Source organism: Microterricola gilva, from assembly GCF_004217495.1.
GTDB classification, from domain to species: domain Bacteria; phylum Actinomycetota; class Actinomycetes; order Actinomycetales; family Microbacteriaceae; genus Microterricola; species Microterricola gilva.
Window position 1 is genome coordinate 264,391 of the sequence record NZ_SHLC01000001.1, and the last position, 15,276, is coordinate 279,666.

Sequence of the window (15,276 nt, forward strand, 5' to 3'; positions counted from 1 at the left end):
GCGCACGCGGCTAATTGCACGCGTCACCCGCTGGGCGCGTCGCACCCATCGCAGCGTCATCCGACGCACACTCCCGCCACGTCTTGGAGAAATTGCATGCCCATCGCCCTCTACGCCCTCGCCATCGGTGGCTTCGGCATCGGCCTCACCGAATTCGTCATCATGGGGCTGCTGCCCGAGGTGGCGGCCGACTTCGCGGTCTCCGAGACCGCGGCCGGCTACCTCATCTCCGGGTACGCGCTGAGCGTGGCCGTCGGCGCCATCGCGCTCACCGCCGCACTCACCCGGGTCGACCGCAAGAAGGCCCTGCTCGGCCTGATGGTGCTGTTCATCGTGGGCAACCTCGTGTCGGCGCTCGCGCCCGACTACTCCACGATGATGATCGGCCGCGTGATCGCGGCGCTCTGCCACGGCGCGTTCTTCGGCATCGGCGCGGTCGTCGCCGCCCAGCTCGTCGCGCCGACCAAGCGGGCCGCCGCGATCTCGGTGATGTTCGCCGGCCTGACCATCTCGAACGTGCTCGGGGTGCCCCTCGGCACTCTGCTCGGCCAGGCCGCCGGGTGGCGCTCGACCTTCTGGGCGATCACCGTCATCGGCGTGTTCGCGCTCATCGGCATCGCCGCGCTCGTGCCAGCGCGCACCGGGGCGGATGCCGCGGGCAGCCCCGGATCGCTGCTGCACGAGTTCCGCGCATTCCGTAGCCCGCAGGTGTGGCTCTCCATCGCGATCACCGTTCTCGGCTACGGCGGCATGTTCGGCGGATTCACCTACATCGCCTTCACCCTCACCGAGGTCGGCGGCTTCGCCTCCTCCGCCGTGCCGTGGCTCCTCATCCTCTTCGGCGCCGGGCTCTTCGTCGGCAACGTCCTCGGCGGCCGGGCGGCCGACCGGAATCTCGGCGTCACCCTCATCGTGCTCCTTCTCGTGCTGACCGCCGTGCTCGTCGTCTTCGCGCTGACCGCGGGCAACCAGCTCATGGCGATGATCAGCCTCGTGCTCATGGGCGGCTTCGGCTTCGCCACGGTGCCGGGGCTCCAGATGCGCGTGATGGCGCACGCAGAGGCCGCGCCGACCCTGGCATCGGGGGCCAACATCGCCGCGTTCAACATCGGCAACGCGCTCGGCGCCTGGATCGGCGGCCTCACCCTCGCCGCCGGGCTCGGCTACACCTCGCCGCTCTGGGCCGGCGCGGCCGTCACGCTCGGCGGCCTGCTCGTGCTGCTCATCGCGGTGTTCTCTCGGGGCGGCGAATTCGCCAGGGAGCCCCGCCCGGCCGCCGCTGCAGCCGCCGGCCCCACGTCGCCGACGGCCGTCGTCGCCGCCCAGTCCTGACCCCTCCACCCCAACAAGCAAGGAACCCCATGTCTCTGAACCATTCCTCTCTGGCACACTCCTCTCTGGCCCACTCCTCTCTGGCACAGACCATCCCGACCGTCACACTGAACAACGGCGTCACGATTCCGCAGCTCGGCTTCGGCGTCTTCCAGGTGCCGGACGCCGAGACCGAGGCCGCCGTGAGTGCCGCGCTCGAGGCGGGCTACCGCAGCATCGACACCGCGGCGATCTACGGCAACGAGCGGGGTGTCGGGCGGGCGCTCGCGGCATCCGGCATTCCCCGCGAGGAGCTCTTCATCACGAGCAAACTGTGGAACAGCGATCAGGGTGCAGGCACAAGCGCCGCGGCAGAAGCCAGCCTCGACAAGCTCGGCCTCGATGCCCTCGACCTCTACCTGATCCACTGGCCGGCCCCGGCGAACGAGCGCTACCTGCAGAGCTGGACGGCGCTCGAGGAGCTCGCGGCCGCCGGGCGCACCCGGGCGATCGGCGTCTCGAACTTCCTGCCGGAGCACCTCGAGCGGGTGATCGCGCTCGGCGGAACCGTCCCGGCCGTCAACCAGATCGAGCTGCACCCCGCACTGCGGCAGACGGAAACCGTCGCGTTCAACGCGGCGCACGGCATCGCCACCGAGGCGTGGAGCCCGCTCGCGCAGGGCGCGATGCTGAGCAACCCGGTGATCGCAGCGCTGGCCGAGGCGATCGGGCGCACGCCGGCCCAGGTGATTCTGAACTGGCACCTGCAGCAGGGCCGCATCGTCATCCCCAAGTCGGTGACGCCGACGCGGATCGCCGAGAACCTCGCCGCGTTCGACTTCGAGCTGGATGCCGCGGCGCTCGCCGCGATCGACGCACTCGAGCCGGCCGACGGCGCCGGCCGCGTCGGCCCGCACCCCGCCGAGTTCATCGGCTGAGCGCCCCGCCCGCTCGCCCCGCAGCTCCCGCGCTCGCCGCGCGGCCGCGGCGAGAAGCCACAGATGGCCCCTTCGTGCCAGACGAAGGGGCCATCTGTGGCAACTCGCGGGGAGTGGGAGCTGCGGGGGCCGGCTAGCCGAGCTCGGTGTGCAGGAAGGCGGCGACGCGGGCGCGCATCGCCTCGTCCAGGATGCCGATGGAGTGGTCGTCGCCTGGCACGACGGCGTACTCGACGCCGATGCCGGCGGCATCCAGCACCCCCGCGAAATTCTGGGCCTGCGCCAGCGGGATGAACTCGCTCGCGGCATGCCCGATGAAGAAGGGCGGGTCGCTCCGGTCGACGAAGGTCGACGGCGAGGCGTCCTCGGCCTGCGGGCAGAGCGTCCACTCCTCGCAACCGAGGTAGCGCGTGATGATCGTCTGCAGCAGCTCGTTGCCGCCGTCGCGGAGCACCGCCTCCCGGCGCAGGTCCGTCGGCGCCGAGAGCTCGGCGACGGCGGCGACACGGCTGCCCTCGTCGAGCGGCCCTGTTCCACGCGTGCCGAGCAGCGCGGCCAGGTTGCCGCCGGCCGATCCGCCGAACGCACCGATCCGCGCCGGATCGATGCCGAAGCGCGAGGCGTTGGCCGGCGTGCGCATCCACTCGACGGCCAGCGCCACGTCGTCGATCGCCGCCGGGAAGAGCGCCTCGGGAACGAGCCGGTAGTTCAGCGAGTAGGCAACGAAGCCCTCGCTGGCCAGCCACCGGCAGACGTTGCGCCAGTCGTCGTTGGCCTTGTCGCCGCGGGCCCAGCTCCCGCCGTGGATGGAGACGACCGCGGGCAGCCCCGCCTGTGCCGGGATGACGGCCGCGCCATCGGCGCTCGGCAGCGTCGCGGCCGGTTCTGGCAGCGGTGCGCCCGGCACGGCTGTGTCCGGCAGCGGTGCGTCCGGCAACGGCGCATCCGCCGTGATCGCATCGGCCTGCGCCGCCTCCGCCGCGGTCGTCTCCGTCGCGGTCTCTTCCGGGCGGCAGACATCCAGGGTCAGCAGGGTTCCGTCGTCGCGGGTGCCGTACGTCACGTCTTCGGTCACCCGGATGCCGCTCGGCGCGGTGAAGGTGCGGATGCCGATGACCTCCGGCGTCGTGAGTTCCGAGACCGCGATGTCACCCGGATCGCCGAGCTCGCGCACGCCAATGTGGAAGCCGCTGAGCAGCAACGTCGTGACCACTCCGGCGCTGAGCGCGGCGAGCACGGTGAACACCCGAGTGCGGCGCGAACGGCCGAGCACGGCAGGCTTCGAATTCACTTGTTCTCCGAGTTCGGGTCAGAGCGAGTGAACTGAGCGTAGGCCATGGCTGAAGCGCCGCACGAATCCCCGGTCGAATGGCCCAGCGAATCGCGTCACACAACGGCCGTTCGTGCAGGCATCACGGCATCGAGCGGCTTCGCCATGCAGACGCTGTACCGCTCGCCGATGTACTGCCCGAACTGCGCGATCTCGGTGTAGCCGTGCCTGGCGTACAGGGCGAGGGCTGGTGCGTGCAGCGGCCCGGTCTCCAGCACGATCCGACGGATGCCGCTGGCACGCGCATCACTCTCGAGCCGTCGCAGCAGCGCGCCTGCGACGCCCTGCCCGCGCGCAAAATCGCTCACGAACATGCGCTTCAGCTCGGCGTCACCCGGACTGCTGCCGTTGGCCTGCGGGTCGAGCAGCACGAGCGCGGCGATGCCGAGGGGCGCACCGGAGCTGTCCCTGGCGACATAGACGTCGACGTTCGTCTTCTCGAGGTCCTCGACGTCGAGCAGGAAGTTGCTCTCCGGCGGGTAGCCGAGGCTGCGGGCGTATGCGCTGCTCTGCTCGAGCAGCGCGATCAACTGCGGCTGGCGGGGCGCTTCTACGCCGATGATCGGTGCGGCTGGGCTCATGCCGTGAGCCTAGGGCGCGCAGGTTTCGAGGCCGTTACGTGGAGCGAGCACGGCCGGCCTCCGCGGCATCCGTCGATCGTGCCTCGCCTTTCATGGCGACTTCTCAGGCGGCGTACTGTAACGTAGACAAGTCGGCTCTAGGCACCGCATGTGTAATGCGGATGGGTTTGTAAGTCTGGTGGGCCGGTTTCGCAACAATTCTGTTGGCGAAAAATCACAATGTATGTGAACGGCCCCGGTCAAGACTTCCCCGGGTTCTCAGTTGCGATGCGCTCATTCTGGCGCAGCGTCGTTCTGCCATGTACTCGAACACAACCCAGGAACATCTTCGATGCCCAAGAACCACAATTCTTCCGGCCGCACGGCCAAGAACTACGACCCGTCCTACGCAAAGGGCGGCGCGAAGGGCGGCCCCAAGCAGGGTGCCCGCAGCCCGGGACACCGCGGCTACCGCGCCGACGAGGCCGGCGCCGCCCCCAAGAAGAACCGCTGGAACGCCGACGAGCGTGCCGCTCGCGCGGCCGGCGGCTCCGAGCGCCCCGCCTACGGTGACCGCCCGCAGCGCAGCAACGACCGTCCCTCCTACGGTGACCGTCCGGCGCGCGGCAACGACCGCCCGTCCTACAGCAACGACCGCGGCGACCGCCCGGCCCGTGGCAACGACCGCCCCGCCTACGGCGACCGCGCGGCCGGTGGCCAGCGTGGCGAGCGTCCCTCCTACGGACAGCGCAGCGAGCGTCCCTCCTACGGCGACCGCCCGCAGCGTGGCAACGACCGTCCCTCCTACGGTGACCGTCCGGCCCGCGGCAACGACCGTCCGGCATACAACAACGACCGCTCCGAGCGTCCGGCTTACGGCCAGCGCAGCGAGCGTCCCTCCTACGGTGACCGCCCGCAGCGTGGCAACGACCGTCCGTCGTACAACAGCGACCGTGGCGAGCGTCCGGCCGACGGCCAGCGCAGCGAGCGTCCCTCCTACGGTGACCGCCCGCAGCGTGGCAACGACCGTCCGTCGTACAACAGCGACCGTGGCGAGCGTCCGGCCTACGGCCAGCGCAGCGAGCGCCCCTCCTACGGCGACCGCCCCCAGCGCAGCGAGCGCCCCTCCTACGGCGACCGCCCCCAGCGCGGCGAGCGCCCGGCATACGGCGCAGGCAGCGAGCGCCCCGCGTACAACGCGGACCGCGCGCCGCGTCGCGACTTCGCCGACCGTGCAGACCGTCCGCGTCGCAACTTCGACGAGCGCCCGCCGCGCCGCGACAACTTCGACCGCCCAGGATTCCAGAAGTCCGAGCGCAGCGACTCGAGCTTCTACCCGTCCCGTGAGGGCAAGGGCCACTTCACCCCGCAGGACGACGTCGTGCTCGAGCGCCTCGAGGCCGAGGCGATTCAGGCCTCGGATGTCGTCGGCATGAGCTTCGGCGACCTGGGCCTCGGCGGCAACATCGTCGCAGCCCTCGCCGAGCTCGGCGCGGCGTCGCCGTTCCCGATCCAGGCCGCAACCATCCCCGACGTTCTCGCCGGCAAGGATGTCCTCGGCCGCGGCAAGACCGGCTCGGGCAAGACCATCGCCTTCGGCGCTCCCCTCGTGGAGAAGCTGATGGAGAACGGCGGAGGCAAGAAGCGCGCGATGGGCCGCAAGCCCCGCGCCCTGATCCTCGCCCCGACCCGCGAGCTCGCACTGCAGATCGACCGCACCGTGCAGCCCATCGCCCGCTCCGTCGGCCTGTTCACCACGCAGATCTACGGCGGCGTCCCCCAGCACCGTCAGGTTGGTGCGTTGCAGCGCGGCGTCGACATCATCGTCGGCACGCCCGGCCGCATCGAAGACCTGATCGAGCAGGGTCGCCTCGACCTCAGCCAGGTCACCATCACGGTCCTCGACGAGGCCGACCACATGTGCGACCTCGGCTTCCTCGAGCCGGTGCAGCGCATCCTGCGCGAGACCGCCGACGACGGACAGAAGCTGCTCTTCTCCGCGACCCTCGACAAGGGTGTCGCCCAGCTGGTCAAGGAATTCCTGCCTGAGCCCTCCGTGCACGAGGTCGCCGGTGAAGACCAGGCCTCCTCGACGATCGACCACCGCGTGCTCGTCATCGAGCAGCGCGACAAGGGCCGCATCATCGAGCAGCTCGCCGACCGCAACGGCAAGACCCTGGTCTTCGCCCGCACCCGCGCCTTCGCCGAGCAGCTCGCCGACCAGCTCGACGACGCCGGCATCCCGGCCGTCTCGCTGCACGGTGACCTCAACCAGGCCCGCCGCACGCGCAACCTGGCGCAGTTGACCTCTGGTCGCGTCAGCGTGCTCGTTGCCACGGATGTCGCAGCCCGCGGCATCCACGTCGACGACATCGACCTGGTGATCCAGGCCGACGCCCCCGACGAGTACAAGACGTACCTGCACCGCTCCGGCCGCACCGGTCGCGCCGGCAAGCAGGGCATCGTCGTGACGCTCATCCCCAAGCAGCGTCAGCGCCGCATGGCCGAGCTGCTCGAGCGCGCCGAGATCGAGGCCGACTTCGTCGTCTCCTTCCCTGGCGACGAGCTCGTCTCCGAGATCGCCGGGCACACGCCGGTCAACGCCTAACCACGCAGCGCCTCTGGGCCCGCTCGACCTTCCGGTCGGGCGGGCCTTCTGCATGCCGCCCCGCGGATCTGGGCGGAACTCTCGCCCTGCGTCTGGCGCACCGCTATGCTCGCCGACAACCGCGCTGCGAAGGAGCCAACCGTGACCGAAGCGAACGAGCAAGCAGAACCCGCCGCCCCGCCCGCGTCCGCCGGTGTTTCGGCGCCCGCCCCGGACGGCGGGAAGCCGGCCGCGACGGTGACACGGGGCATGCTGCTCTGGGTCGGTGCCGGCGTCGTCCTGCTGGCCTTCGTCGCGTCGTTCCTCGGTGCCAGCATGGCCGGGGCGGCCGCCCCGGCGCCCACGCCAACGCCCGTTCCAACCGTCTACGTGACGCCGGGGCCGAGCGAGGAGCCGCTGGACCAGGCGGAGCTCGAAGCGATGATCGCCGAACTCATGCCGACCGGCTCGGTCGTGCGGGCCGGCGTCGGGGCGCCGTCGGTCGACGCCGGGCTGGACGGTGACCTCTACATCGACCTCGAGAGCGCCAACGTCTACCTCCGCCAGGACGGGGTGTGGGTGTCGGTTGGCAACATCAGGCAGAACGCCGCGGAGAACCTCACCGGCGAGCAGGGCGAGCAGGGCGAAACCGGAGCGACGGGGGCGCAGGGCGAACCGGGCAAGCCAGGGAAGCCAGGCGAACCCGGCGTCGCAGGCACGCAGGTCTCGCTCGGGACGGGGAGCCCGGACCCGGCGGCCGACTGCGGCGCGGACGGGGACATCTACCTCGACACCAGCAACATGGCCTTCTACACCTGTGCGGCGGGGGTGTGGACTCCGCAGGAGCAGTGATCCGGCCCGTCAGCGCTCGCGGTGGGAGTGCCGGCGGCGCGCTGTCGGCGACCCGGTCGACGGGCCTGCGCGGTCGGGGAATTCCCGCGCGACCGGCAGTGTTATGTCAATAGTCGGGCATCTGAGTGCGTCCAGCGTAGTCTCAGCGCACATGCAGCGAGAATGCAGCGTGGAGTGATGTGCTCGGCACAACACAGAGTTCTCGACACCGGCCTCTCGACAGAGTTTCGACGCAGAGGCCGCGGGAGCAGAGGGGGAGCGATGAGCACCAACTACGTGGACATTGAAGACGCGGCCGGAGTGACGCGGCGATACCGCCACCACGCCAACGGGCGCGGCTTCGTCTCGGCCGAGGCGACCGTGCACCGCAGCGCATTCATCGCGCGCGGAAGCTACGTCGACCCGGGCGCCGAGGTGCACGCTGAGGCGCAGATCGGCCCGGACAGTTGGATCGAGCCCGGCGCGATCGTCGGTGCGGGCGCGACGCTCGGCTCCCGTGCGCACCTGGCGCAGCGCGCCGTCGTCGGCGTCGGCTCACGCCTCGGCAACCGCGTCACGATCGGTGTCGCCGCCCGCGTCGGGGCCGGCGCTCGCCTCGGTGACGATGAGACCGTTCCGGCGGGAGCCGTCATCCCCGGCCTGAGCCCGGCCGCGCCAGGGGCCCCCGGGGCCCCGAGCGGCGCTCGCGCCGAGCACCTCGGCCTGGCCGCGTAGCCACCCTCTCGTACCGAACCGATTCGCGCCAGAAACCCGCGTTCCGCGCCAGAAACGTCTGCCGCGCAACGTGGGTTTCTGACGCGCGTCTCCGTCGGGCGTCGCGCTCGGGCCCGCGAAAAGTGTCGGGGCCCGGTGTATTCACCGGGCCGGCGCACTTTGCCCGGGCCACGAACCGAGACGGATGCTGCCGAGCACCGTCGCCGCGCGCCCTCGACCGCGCCCGCGGGCATGTGACGGTCACGCCGCGCGCCGCGTGTCGCGAGCCGCGACTACGCCGCCTCCTGCGTGATCGTGCTCCAGCCGTGCTCGCCGACGCTCACCTGCAGCGAGGCGTGGATCTGCTCCTTCATGGCCTCGACGTGGCTGATCAGGCCAATCGTGCGGCCGCCGGTGCGGAGGCTGTCGAGCGTCGCCATTGCGATCTCGAGGGTGTCGGCATCCAGCGAGCCGAAGCCCTCGTCGATGAACAGCGTGTCGAGCGTGATGCCGCCGGCCCGCCCGGTCACCACCTCGGCGAGCCCGAGCGCGAGCGCCAGCGAGGCCAGGAAGGTCTCGCCACCCGAGAGGGAGTGCGTCGCCCGTTGCTGGCCGGTGTGCCCGTCGAGGATGGCCAGCCCGAGCCCGGACTGGGCGCCGCGGTGGGCGATGCCGTCGTCGTGTTCGAGCGTGTACCGCCCGCCGCTCATCTGGCGCAGCCGGGCGTTCGCCGCCGCCACGATCTCCTCCAGCTCGGCCGCCAGCACGAAGCTCTCGAGGCGCATCCGCCTCTCGTTCGGGGCGTCGCCCTTGAGCGTGGCCGCGAGGCGGGCGACCACCTCGTAGCGGTCGAGCAGTTCGGCGGATGCCGCGAGCAGTCGGCTGGCGCGAGCGATGAGCTCGTCGAGCGCGCCCGCCTGCCCGTGCACCGTGGCGTGCCGGGCGAGCGCGTCGTCACGGGCGTCGCGGGCGGTGGCCAGCGCGGCCGCCGAGGCGTCCAGTTCGACCAGTTCGGCCGGAAGCTCGGCCAGTTCCGGCTCGCCGAGCGTCGCCGTCGCCGCGGCGACGGCATCGTCGTGTGACCGCACGCGCGACTCGATCGCGGTGCGGGCGTTGGCGTCGAGGTGGGCGGAGCTGACCGCCTCCGCCGAGTCGAATCCGTGCGCAAGCAGTTGTCCGGCGAGGGCGGCATCCGCGTCGACGATGGCAGCGGCGGCCGCAGTGTCGGCGGTGATCGCCTCGGCGAGCCGGCGGGCCTGCAGGAGCAGCTCCGCGAGGGCGGCGCTGCGCTCGGCGACCGTCGTGTAGCCGGCGCGCTGGGCGGCGAGCCGCTGCTCGGCGGACTCTCGCCTGGCACCCGCCGTTGCCAGCGCCGTCGTGGCGAGGGCGAGCTCGTCCCGGAGCGAGGCGACGAGGGCCTCAGCGCTCTCGTGCTCTGCGCGCCGCGCCGCGAGCACGGAGCCCAGCAGCTCGGCCTCGCTCTCGGCTGCGGCTGCGGTGTCGCGGGCCGCCGTCGCCGCAGTGATCAACCCGGCGAGCTCCGGAGCGGTGCGACCTCCGGCGCTGGCCGTTGCCGCCGCCAGCTTCTCCGCGAGCGCGCCGGCGGCACGCCTGGCCTCCTCCGCTCGCTCGCGCCGCACGGCCAGCACGGCCTCGGCCGCCTCGATGTCGGCTTCGGTCACGGCGTCGGCCGAGGGCTGCGCCGGATTCGGGTGCTCGGTCGCGCCGCACACGGCGCAGGCATCGCCGTCGCGCAGTGCGATGGCGAGCTCGGCGGCATGGCCGTTCAGCCGGGCAGCGCGCAGCCGGTCGAGTTCGGCGGATGCCGCGGTGCTCTCCTGACCGCTGGTGAGTTCGAGTGCTCGGGCGGCGGCGAGTCGGGTTTCGAGCGTCGCGGCGAGCTCGGCGTGCTCCCGTGCCGTGGTCAGCCGGCTGCACTCCGCGGCGGTTCCCTCGAGCGTGGCGGCGACCGCCACCAACTCTCCGAGACGAGCATTGTCTGCCGCGATCAGCCCGGGCAGGGCCGCCGTATGTTCGAGTGCCTCGGCGAGTGCCGTCTCCGCGGTCTCGTGCGCACTCCGTAACCGTTCGACCTCTGCACGCTGCGCGGGCATCTCGCGTTCGAGTTGCAGGGCATCGTCGAGTGCGCCCTGCTGCAGCGTCGCGCGCTCGATCACCGCGTCGATCTCCGCAGGAGTTGTGGCGACGGCGGAACCCGCCGAGCCTGTGGCGGCCGCGGACGCGGCAGCACCAGTGGAGCCAGACGAGCCAGACGAGTCGGCAGCGCCGGCAGAGTCACCAGGGGCAGCAGGCGTGGGGACCGCCGCGGCAGACGTGGCGAAGGCGCGCTGCGCCCCGGCCAGTGATGCTGCGGCGTGCTCGGCCGCCGCCCGCGCGCGGTGCGCCGCCGTGACGGCGCCGATCGCGACATCGGCGCGGCCGGCCGCGGTGAGCGCGGCCCGGTCGGCGTCGACGGCCTGGGCCGCCGTGCGAAGAGCCTCCAGCCGATGCTCGGCGTCCGCGCGGCGCAGCTGCGCACTCCGTCGGGCAACGAGCGCGTCGTGCGCGCCGTCGGCGAGCGTGAAGGCGGAGTCGGCGGCATCCGCCTCACGTGCGGCGCCCGATACCCGTTCGTGAGCGGCATCGCTCAGCGCGGCGAGCCACGGCGTCACCTGTTCCGGCACGGGCGGCTCCGGAATGCGCACCAGATCGGCGCCGAGCGCGGGCGGCTCGTCGACACCCGCGGAACCCTCCGCCGCGCCCGACGCGGGGCTCGCGAACGCCGCACGCTCGCCCTCAGCTCCGGCCGCGGCGCCCGGCGCCGCTTCGTCGTCCGCCCCGAGGCCGAGCGAACGGGCGATCGTCACGGCCTGTTCGAGCATCTGGGCGAGCGTGGTGCGCTGCGAACCGAGTTCGCCGTCGAGGGCCTTGCGCTGCTCGGTGATCGCGAGCTCGTAGTCCTGGAAGCGGCGCGTGCCGAAGAGCGAGCGCAGCACGTCCTGGCGGGCCTCACTCTTGGCCAGCAGGAACTGCTGGAAACGGTTCTGGGCGAGCAGGATCACCTGCAGGAACTGGTCGCGGTTGAGCCCGACGAGCTCGGCGACGCGCGGGCCGACGGTGCGGGGGCCGGCATCGATGCCGACCCAATCGCCGCCACGCAGCTCGAACAGCTCGGCGGTCGGCTTCTGCGTGACGGTCCCGACGCCCCGCGCCTTCTGCCGTTCGTACTCCGGCGCGCGCTCGACCCGGTAGCGGGTGTCGCCTGCGGTGAACTCGAGCGTGACCAGGCTGGGGTCGTCTGGCCCGCAGTGGTCGCTGCGCAGCCGACCCTTGGTGCCGTCGTAGCGCGGGACGCCGTCGTAGAGCGCGAAGCAGATCGCGTCGAGGATGCTCGACTTGCCCGCACCGGTCTTGCCGCCCATCAGGAAGATGCCGTCGTCAGCGAAGGCGTCGAAGTCCACGTGCTGCGCGGTCTTGTACGGGCCGAAGCCCTGCACCGTGAGTCGGTTGATCCTCATGCCGCGTCGCCGGCCAGTCTGGCGTCGTTCAGCGCGATCACCTCGGCCAGCAGCGCGCGTTCGGCGTCGCTGGCACCGACGCCGTTGCGCACGTGCTCGAGAAAGCCGCCGACGATCTCGCCGTCGCTCTTGGCCTTGATGCGTTCGGAGTAGCTGGCCCCGGATGCCGCCGCGACGACGCTCGGGCGGTGGTCGAGCGTCGCGCACCAGCGGAACCGCGTCTGCAGCGTGCGCATGGCGTCGAGCGGACGGGACTGGTCGGTGAGCACCGCGAACACCCAGTCCTGCTCGGCGTGCTCGTGCGCGGCATCCGTCATCAGCTCGTCGAGCGTTCCGGTGAGGATGCTGAGCCGGCGGGGAGTCGGCAGCTCGAGCCACTCCACCGACTCGAGGCCGTCGGCGCCGAGCTCGACGAGCCAGCCGCCGCGCGGCTTGCCCGCCTCGCTGAAGGAGAAGTGCAGCGGGGCGCCGGAGTAGCGGGCCCGCTCGCTGAGGGTCGAGCGGCCGTGGATGTGGCCGAGGGCCACGTAGTCGGGGCCGTCGAAGGTGGACAGCGGAACGAGGTCGAGCCCGCCGGCGGTGATGTCGCGCACGACGTCATCGGAGACCAGGCCGGAGCAGTCGGGCATGCCGTCGGCGCCCGCTGCACCCGCCGCGTCCAGACCCGTCGCTGCGCCGACGGTGGCGCCGCCGACGTTCACCGCGAAGCAGTGCGACATGACGACGCTGCGGCCGCCGCGTGCCGCCAGGTCGGCGCGCACGCGGTCCATCGCGAAGTCGAGCACCTGCGCATGGCTGCGCAGCGGGACGCCGGGGTAGATGCCGCGCACGAGCGCCGGCTCGAGATAGGGGATGCCGTATATGTGCACGGCGCCGTGCTCGTCGCTGAGCGTGACGGGTCGGTCGTGCAGCTCGGTCTTGGCGAGCACGTGCACGCCGCCGAAGGCCGCGAACTCCGACTGGAAGCCGAGGCGGGTCGCGGAGTCGTGGTTGCCGCTGCTCAGGATGACGGTGGCGCCGGCCTCGCGGATCGCGCTGAGCGCCCGGCCAAGCAGTTCGTAGCTGTCGCGCGACGGCACGGCAGAGTCGAAAACGTCCCCGGCGACGAGCACGACGTCGATCGCCCGCTCGCGCACGAGCGCGGCGAGTTCGCGCAGCACCTCGTCGAGCGCCGCGAGCGTTGAATGCCCGTGAAAGGTGCGCCCGACGTGCCAGTCCGAGGTGTGCAAGATCCGCATGCTTCAACGGTAGCGGTGGCCGCTGACACGACCGTGTACGGCGCGGGCGGCGGGGTGAGTAGCAGGGTGAACTGCACGCCGACCGGCAACGGTCTCAGGGGCCGGACGTACGCTCATCTCATGAATCGCACATATGTCGTCACAGGCTCAGCATCGGGAATCGGCGCCGCTACGGCCGAACTGCTGCGGGAGCGCGGCAACCGGGTGATCGGCGTCGATCTGCGGGACGCCGAGGTCGTCGCAGACCTCTCGACCTCGGCCGGTCGGGTCGCGGCCGCGGAGGCCGTGCTCGCGGCATCCGATGGCCAGATCGACGCCGTCATCGCCGCCGCCGGAATCTCGGCCCCGCGCGCGCTGACCGTCTCGGTCAATTTTTTCGGTGTCACGGAGTTCCTCGAGGCTCTCGCCCCCGCCCTCGCCCGCAGCACGGCGCCCCGCGTCGCGGCCGTCAGCTCGATGGCGTCGCTGCAGCCGAACTCGGCCGAGCTCGTCGAGGCGCTGCTTGGCGGCGACGAGGCTGCGGCGATCGCCATCGGCACGGCGCTGGCGGAGGACGGTCCGGAGACGGGCTACCTCAACTACCCGTCGAGCAAGCGCGCCCTCAGCCGCTGGATCCGCCGCGAGTCGATCACGCCGCGCTGGGCCGGCGCCGGCATCCCGATGAACGCGGTCGCCCCCGGCACCGTCGTCACCCCCATGACCCGCGAGCTGCTGGCGAGCGAGGAGGGGCGTGCCATGGTCGACGCCGCCGTGCCGATGCCGCTGAACGGCCACTCCGAGCCGATCGTGATCGCGCGCCTGCTGGCCTGGCTGACGAGCGAGGAGAACACGCACACCACCGGGCAGACGATCTACACCGACGGCGGGGCGGATGCCTCGCTGCGTGGCGACAACATCTGGGACTGAAACCGCGGTCGTTCCGCGACTCGGAGATTCTTGTCGCTACGGGTCGAATCCCGCTGCGGGTGGCTGTTCCACCACGAATCTCCGAGTAGCGGTCCGGCGCGCTACCCCGCGAGCAGGCGCAGCGTCTGCTCGCGGCCCGGCGTTCGGTCAGCCGGTTCGTGCGCGTAGGAGCCGCCGATCGCCGACACCATGACCTCGTCGACGCCGTGTCGGGCGGCGAAGGCGGCGAGCTCAGTGCGGGCCGTCTCCGGGGTGCCGATGAGCCAGCGGGCCTCTGCGGCCGCGATGAACGAGGCGCGGGCGGCATCCGGGGCACTCAGCTCGGCCGCCGCGGCCTCCTCCACCGTTTCGAGCGCCGTCAGCCGCTGGCCCATCCGCAGGCGCGCCATCATGCGCAGCTGCGGCAGGGCGCGGGCGCGGGCCTCCTCGAGCGTCGGCGCGACCGAGGCGTTGAGTGTGAGGAACGACTGCGGCGCCGGGTACCCGTCGCTCGGCTGGTACTCGCCGCGGTAGATGCGCATCGCGGTGTCGAGGCCCTCGCCGCTGAAGTGGTTCGCGAACACATAGGGCAGGCCGAGCCGCGCGGCGAGCCTCGCGGAGTACTCGCTCGAGCCGAGCAGCCAGATCGTCGGGGCACCGGATGCCGCTGGCGTCGCGTGCACCGTGTACTCCTGCCCGCTGGTCAGCGAGAAGGCGGCGCCGTCCGGCTGCAGCAGCGCCTGGATCTCGCTGATGTTCTCGGGAAAACGCTCGACGTCGCTCGTCGCGCCGCTCTGTCGCAGCAGCGCGGAGATCACCGGGTCGCTGCCTGGCGCACGACCGAGACCGAGGTCGATGCGGCCTGGCGCGATCGCCTCGAGCGCCGCGAACTGCTCCGCCACGATCAGCGGCGCGTGGTTCGGCAGCATCACACCGCCGGAGCCGACGCGGATCCGCTCGGTCCGGCTGGCGATCGCGGCGATCAGCACGGGCGGCGCGGTCGATGCGACGGCCGGCATGTTGTGGTGCTCGGCCAGCCAGTAACGCTCGTAGCCGAGCGCGTCGGCCGTCTGTGCGAGTGCGACGGATGCCGCAACCGCCTGTGCGCTGCTCTGCCCGGTGCGCACGGGCACCAGATCGAGCACGGAGAGGCGGGGAGACGGTGTGGCGGTCGGGGTGGACTCGGGGGCGTCGGCTGCAGAAGTCATCACAGGGGGGAACCCGTGAGGCCGCGCGGCTATTCCGCGCCGGTATTCGGCATCCGTCCGGCGCGCGTACAGCCAAGCCCAAGTTCGAGCTGCCAGACTCGACGAGGCCGTTCGCGGCACTCCGAATTGCACCCACACGGAATCGAGAACCTTCCA

At 71.8% G+C, this 15,276-nt stretch carries 11 protein-coding genes; 6 read left to right on the top strand and 5 right to left on the bottom strand.

The genetic code is table 11. From position 1 onward, the window contains the following. The first annotated feature begins 96 nt into the window (after window positions 1-96). A complete protein-coding gene (locus EV379_RS01115) occupies window positions 97-1,332 on the top strand; it encodes an MFS transporter (RefSeq protein ID WP_130504528.1) in 1,236 nt (411 codons plus the stop codon). Between the two features lie 29 nt (window positions 1,333-1,361). Then, the gene (locus tag EV379_RS01120) at window positions 1,362-2,249 is read left to right on the top strand and encodes an aldo/keto reductase (protein WP_130504529.1); all 888 of its coding nucleotides are present in this window, start codon (window positions 1,362-1,364) and stop codon (window positions 2,247-2,249) included. 133 nt (window positions 2,250-2,382) lie between these two features. Here EV379_RS01120 and EV379_RS01125 read toward each other — a convergent pair whose 3' ends face one another. Beyond that, window positions 2,383-3,540 carry an alpha/beta hydrolase gene (locus EV379_RS01125; protein ID WP_130504530.1) on the bottom strand — a complete coding sequence of 386 codons (1,158 nt, stop codon included), beginning with the start codon at window positions 3,538-3,540 and terminating at the stop codon, window positions 2,383-2,385. A 95-nt stretch (window positions 3,541-3,635) separates the two neighbouring features. Beyond that, window positions 3,636-4,160: a GNAT family N-acetyltransferase gene (locus EV379_RS01130; protein ID WP_130504531.1), complete on the bottom strand. Its 525-nt coding sequence runs from the start codon at window positions 4,158-4,160 to the stop codon at window positions 3,636-3,638. A gap of 331 nt (window positions 4,161-4,491) precedes the next feature. Here EV379_RS01130 and EV379_RS01135 point away from each other — a divergent pair, with 331 nt between their 5' ends. The 3 genes from EV379_RS01135 to EV379_RS01145 all read left to right on the top strand — a co-directional run bounded on the left by EV379_RS01135 (window position 4,492) and on the right by EV379_RS01145 (window position 8,292). Continuing rightward, complete coding sequence (locus EV379_RS01135; protein WP_130504532.1) at window positions 4,492-6,747, top strand: DEAD/DEAH box helicase; 2,256 nt, start codon at window positions 4,492-4,494, stop codon at window positions 6,745-6,747. Window positions 6,748-6,888: 141 nt separating this feature from the next. Beyond that, a complete protein-coding gene (locus tag EV379_RS01140) occupies window positions 6,889-7,578 on the top strand; it encodes a collagen-like triple helix repeat-containing protein (protein WP_130504533.1) in 690 nt (229 codons plus the stop codon). Window positions 7,579-7,839: 261 nt separating this feature from the next. Then, the gene (locus EV379_RS01145) at window positions 7,840-8,292 is read left to right on the top strand and encodes a transferase (RefSeq protein ID WP_165397250.1); all 453 of its coding nucleotides are present in this window, start codon (window positions 7,840-7,842) and stop codon (window positions 8,290-8,292) included. Window positions 8,293-8,564: 272 nt separating this feature from the next. On the opposite strand, the gene EV379_RS01150 is transcribed toward EV379_RS01145, so the two are convergent. Together EV379_RS01150 and EV379_RS01155 are read right to left on the bottom strand one after the other, a co-directional pair. Then, window positions 8,565-11,789 (bottom strand): AAA family ATPase, encoded by a 3,225-nt coding sequence (locus tag EV379_RS01150; protein ID WP_130504535.1) that lies wholly within the window; start codon window positions 11,787-11,789, stop codon window positions 8,565-8,567. Next, a complete protein-coding gene (locus EV379_RS01155) occupies window positions 11,786-13,027 on the bottom strand; it encodes an exonuclease SbcCD subunit D (RefSeq protein WP_130504536.1) in 1,242 nt (413 codons plus the stop codon). The genes EV379_RS01150 and EV379_RS01155 overlap by 4 nt, the downstream gene beginning before the upstream one ends. Before the next feature lie 120 nt (window positions 13,028-13,147). Between EV379_RS01155 and EV379_RS01160 the strand changes: the two genes are divergently transcribed. Continuing rightward, a complete protein-coding gene (locus EV379_RS01160; RefSeq protein ID WP_130504537.1) occupies window positions 13,148-13,933 on the top strand; it encodes an SDR family oxidoreductase in 786 nt (261 codons plus the stop codon). A 101-nt stretch (window positions 13,934-14,034) separates the two neighbouring features. Here the strand turns inward: EV379_RS01160 and EV379_RS01165 are convergent, their stop codons facing one another. After that, window positions 14,035-15,120, bottom strand: coding sequence for an LLM class flavin-dependent oxidoreductase (locus EV379_RS01165; RefSeq protein ID WP_130504538.1), 1,086 nt, complete (start codon window positions 15,118-15,120; stop codon window positions 14,035-14,037). Window positions 15,121-15,276 lie beyond the last annotated feature (156 nt).

What these genes read in the sequence shown, in the direction of transcription:
- EV379_RS01160 (WP_130504537.1), top strand. Translation starts at nt 13,148, where the DNA reads ATGAATCGCACATATGTCGTCACAGGCTCAGCATCGGGAATCGGCGCC.
- EV379_RS01120 (WP_130504529.1), top strand. Translation starts at nt 1,362, where the DNA reads ATGTCTCTGAACCATTCCTCTCTGGCACACTCCTCTCTGGCCCACTCC.
- EV379_RS01150 (WP_130504535.1), bottom strand. Translation starts at nt 11,789, where the DNA reads ATGAGGATCAACCGACTCACGGTGCAGGGCTTCGGCCCGTACAAGACC.
- EV379_RS01155 (WP_130504536.1), bottom strand. Translation starts at nt 13,027, where the DNA reads ATGCGGATCTTGCACACCTCGGACTGGCACGTCGGGCGCACCTTTCAC.
- EV379_RS01130 (WP_130504531.1), bottom strand. Translation starts at nt 4,160, where the DNA reads ATGAGCCCAGCCGCACCGATCATCGGCGTAGAAGCGCCCCGCCAGCCG.
- EV379_RS01165 (WP_130504538.1), bottom strand. Translation starts at nt 15,120, where the DNA reads ATGACTTCTGCAGCCGACGCCCCCGAGTCCACCCCGACCGCCACACCG.
- EV379_RS01145 (WP_165397250.1), top strand. Translation starts at nt 7,840, where the DNA reads ATGAGCACCAACTACGTGGACATTGAAGACGCGGCCGGAGTGACGCGG.
- EV379_RS01115 (WP_130504528.1), top strand. Translation starts at nt 97, where the DNA reads ATGCCCATCGCCCTCTACGCCCTCGCCATCGGTGGCTTCGGCATCGGC.
- EV379_RS01135 (WP_130504532.1), top strand. Translation starts at nt 4,492, where the DNA reads ATGCCCAAGAACCACAATTCTTCCGGCCGCACGGCCAAGAACTACGAC.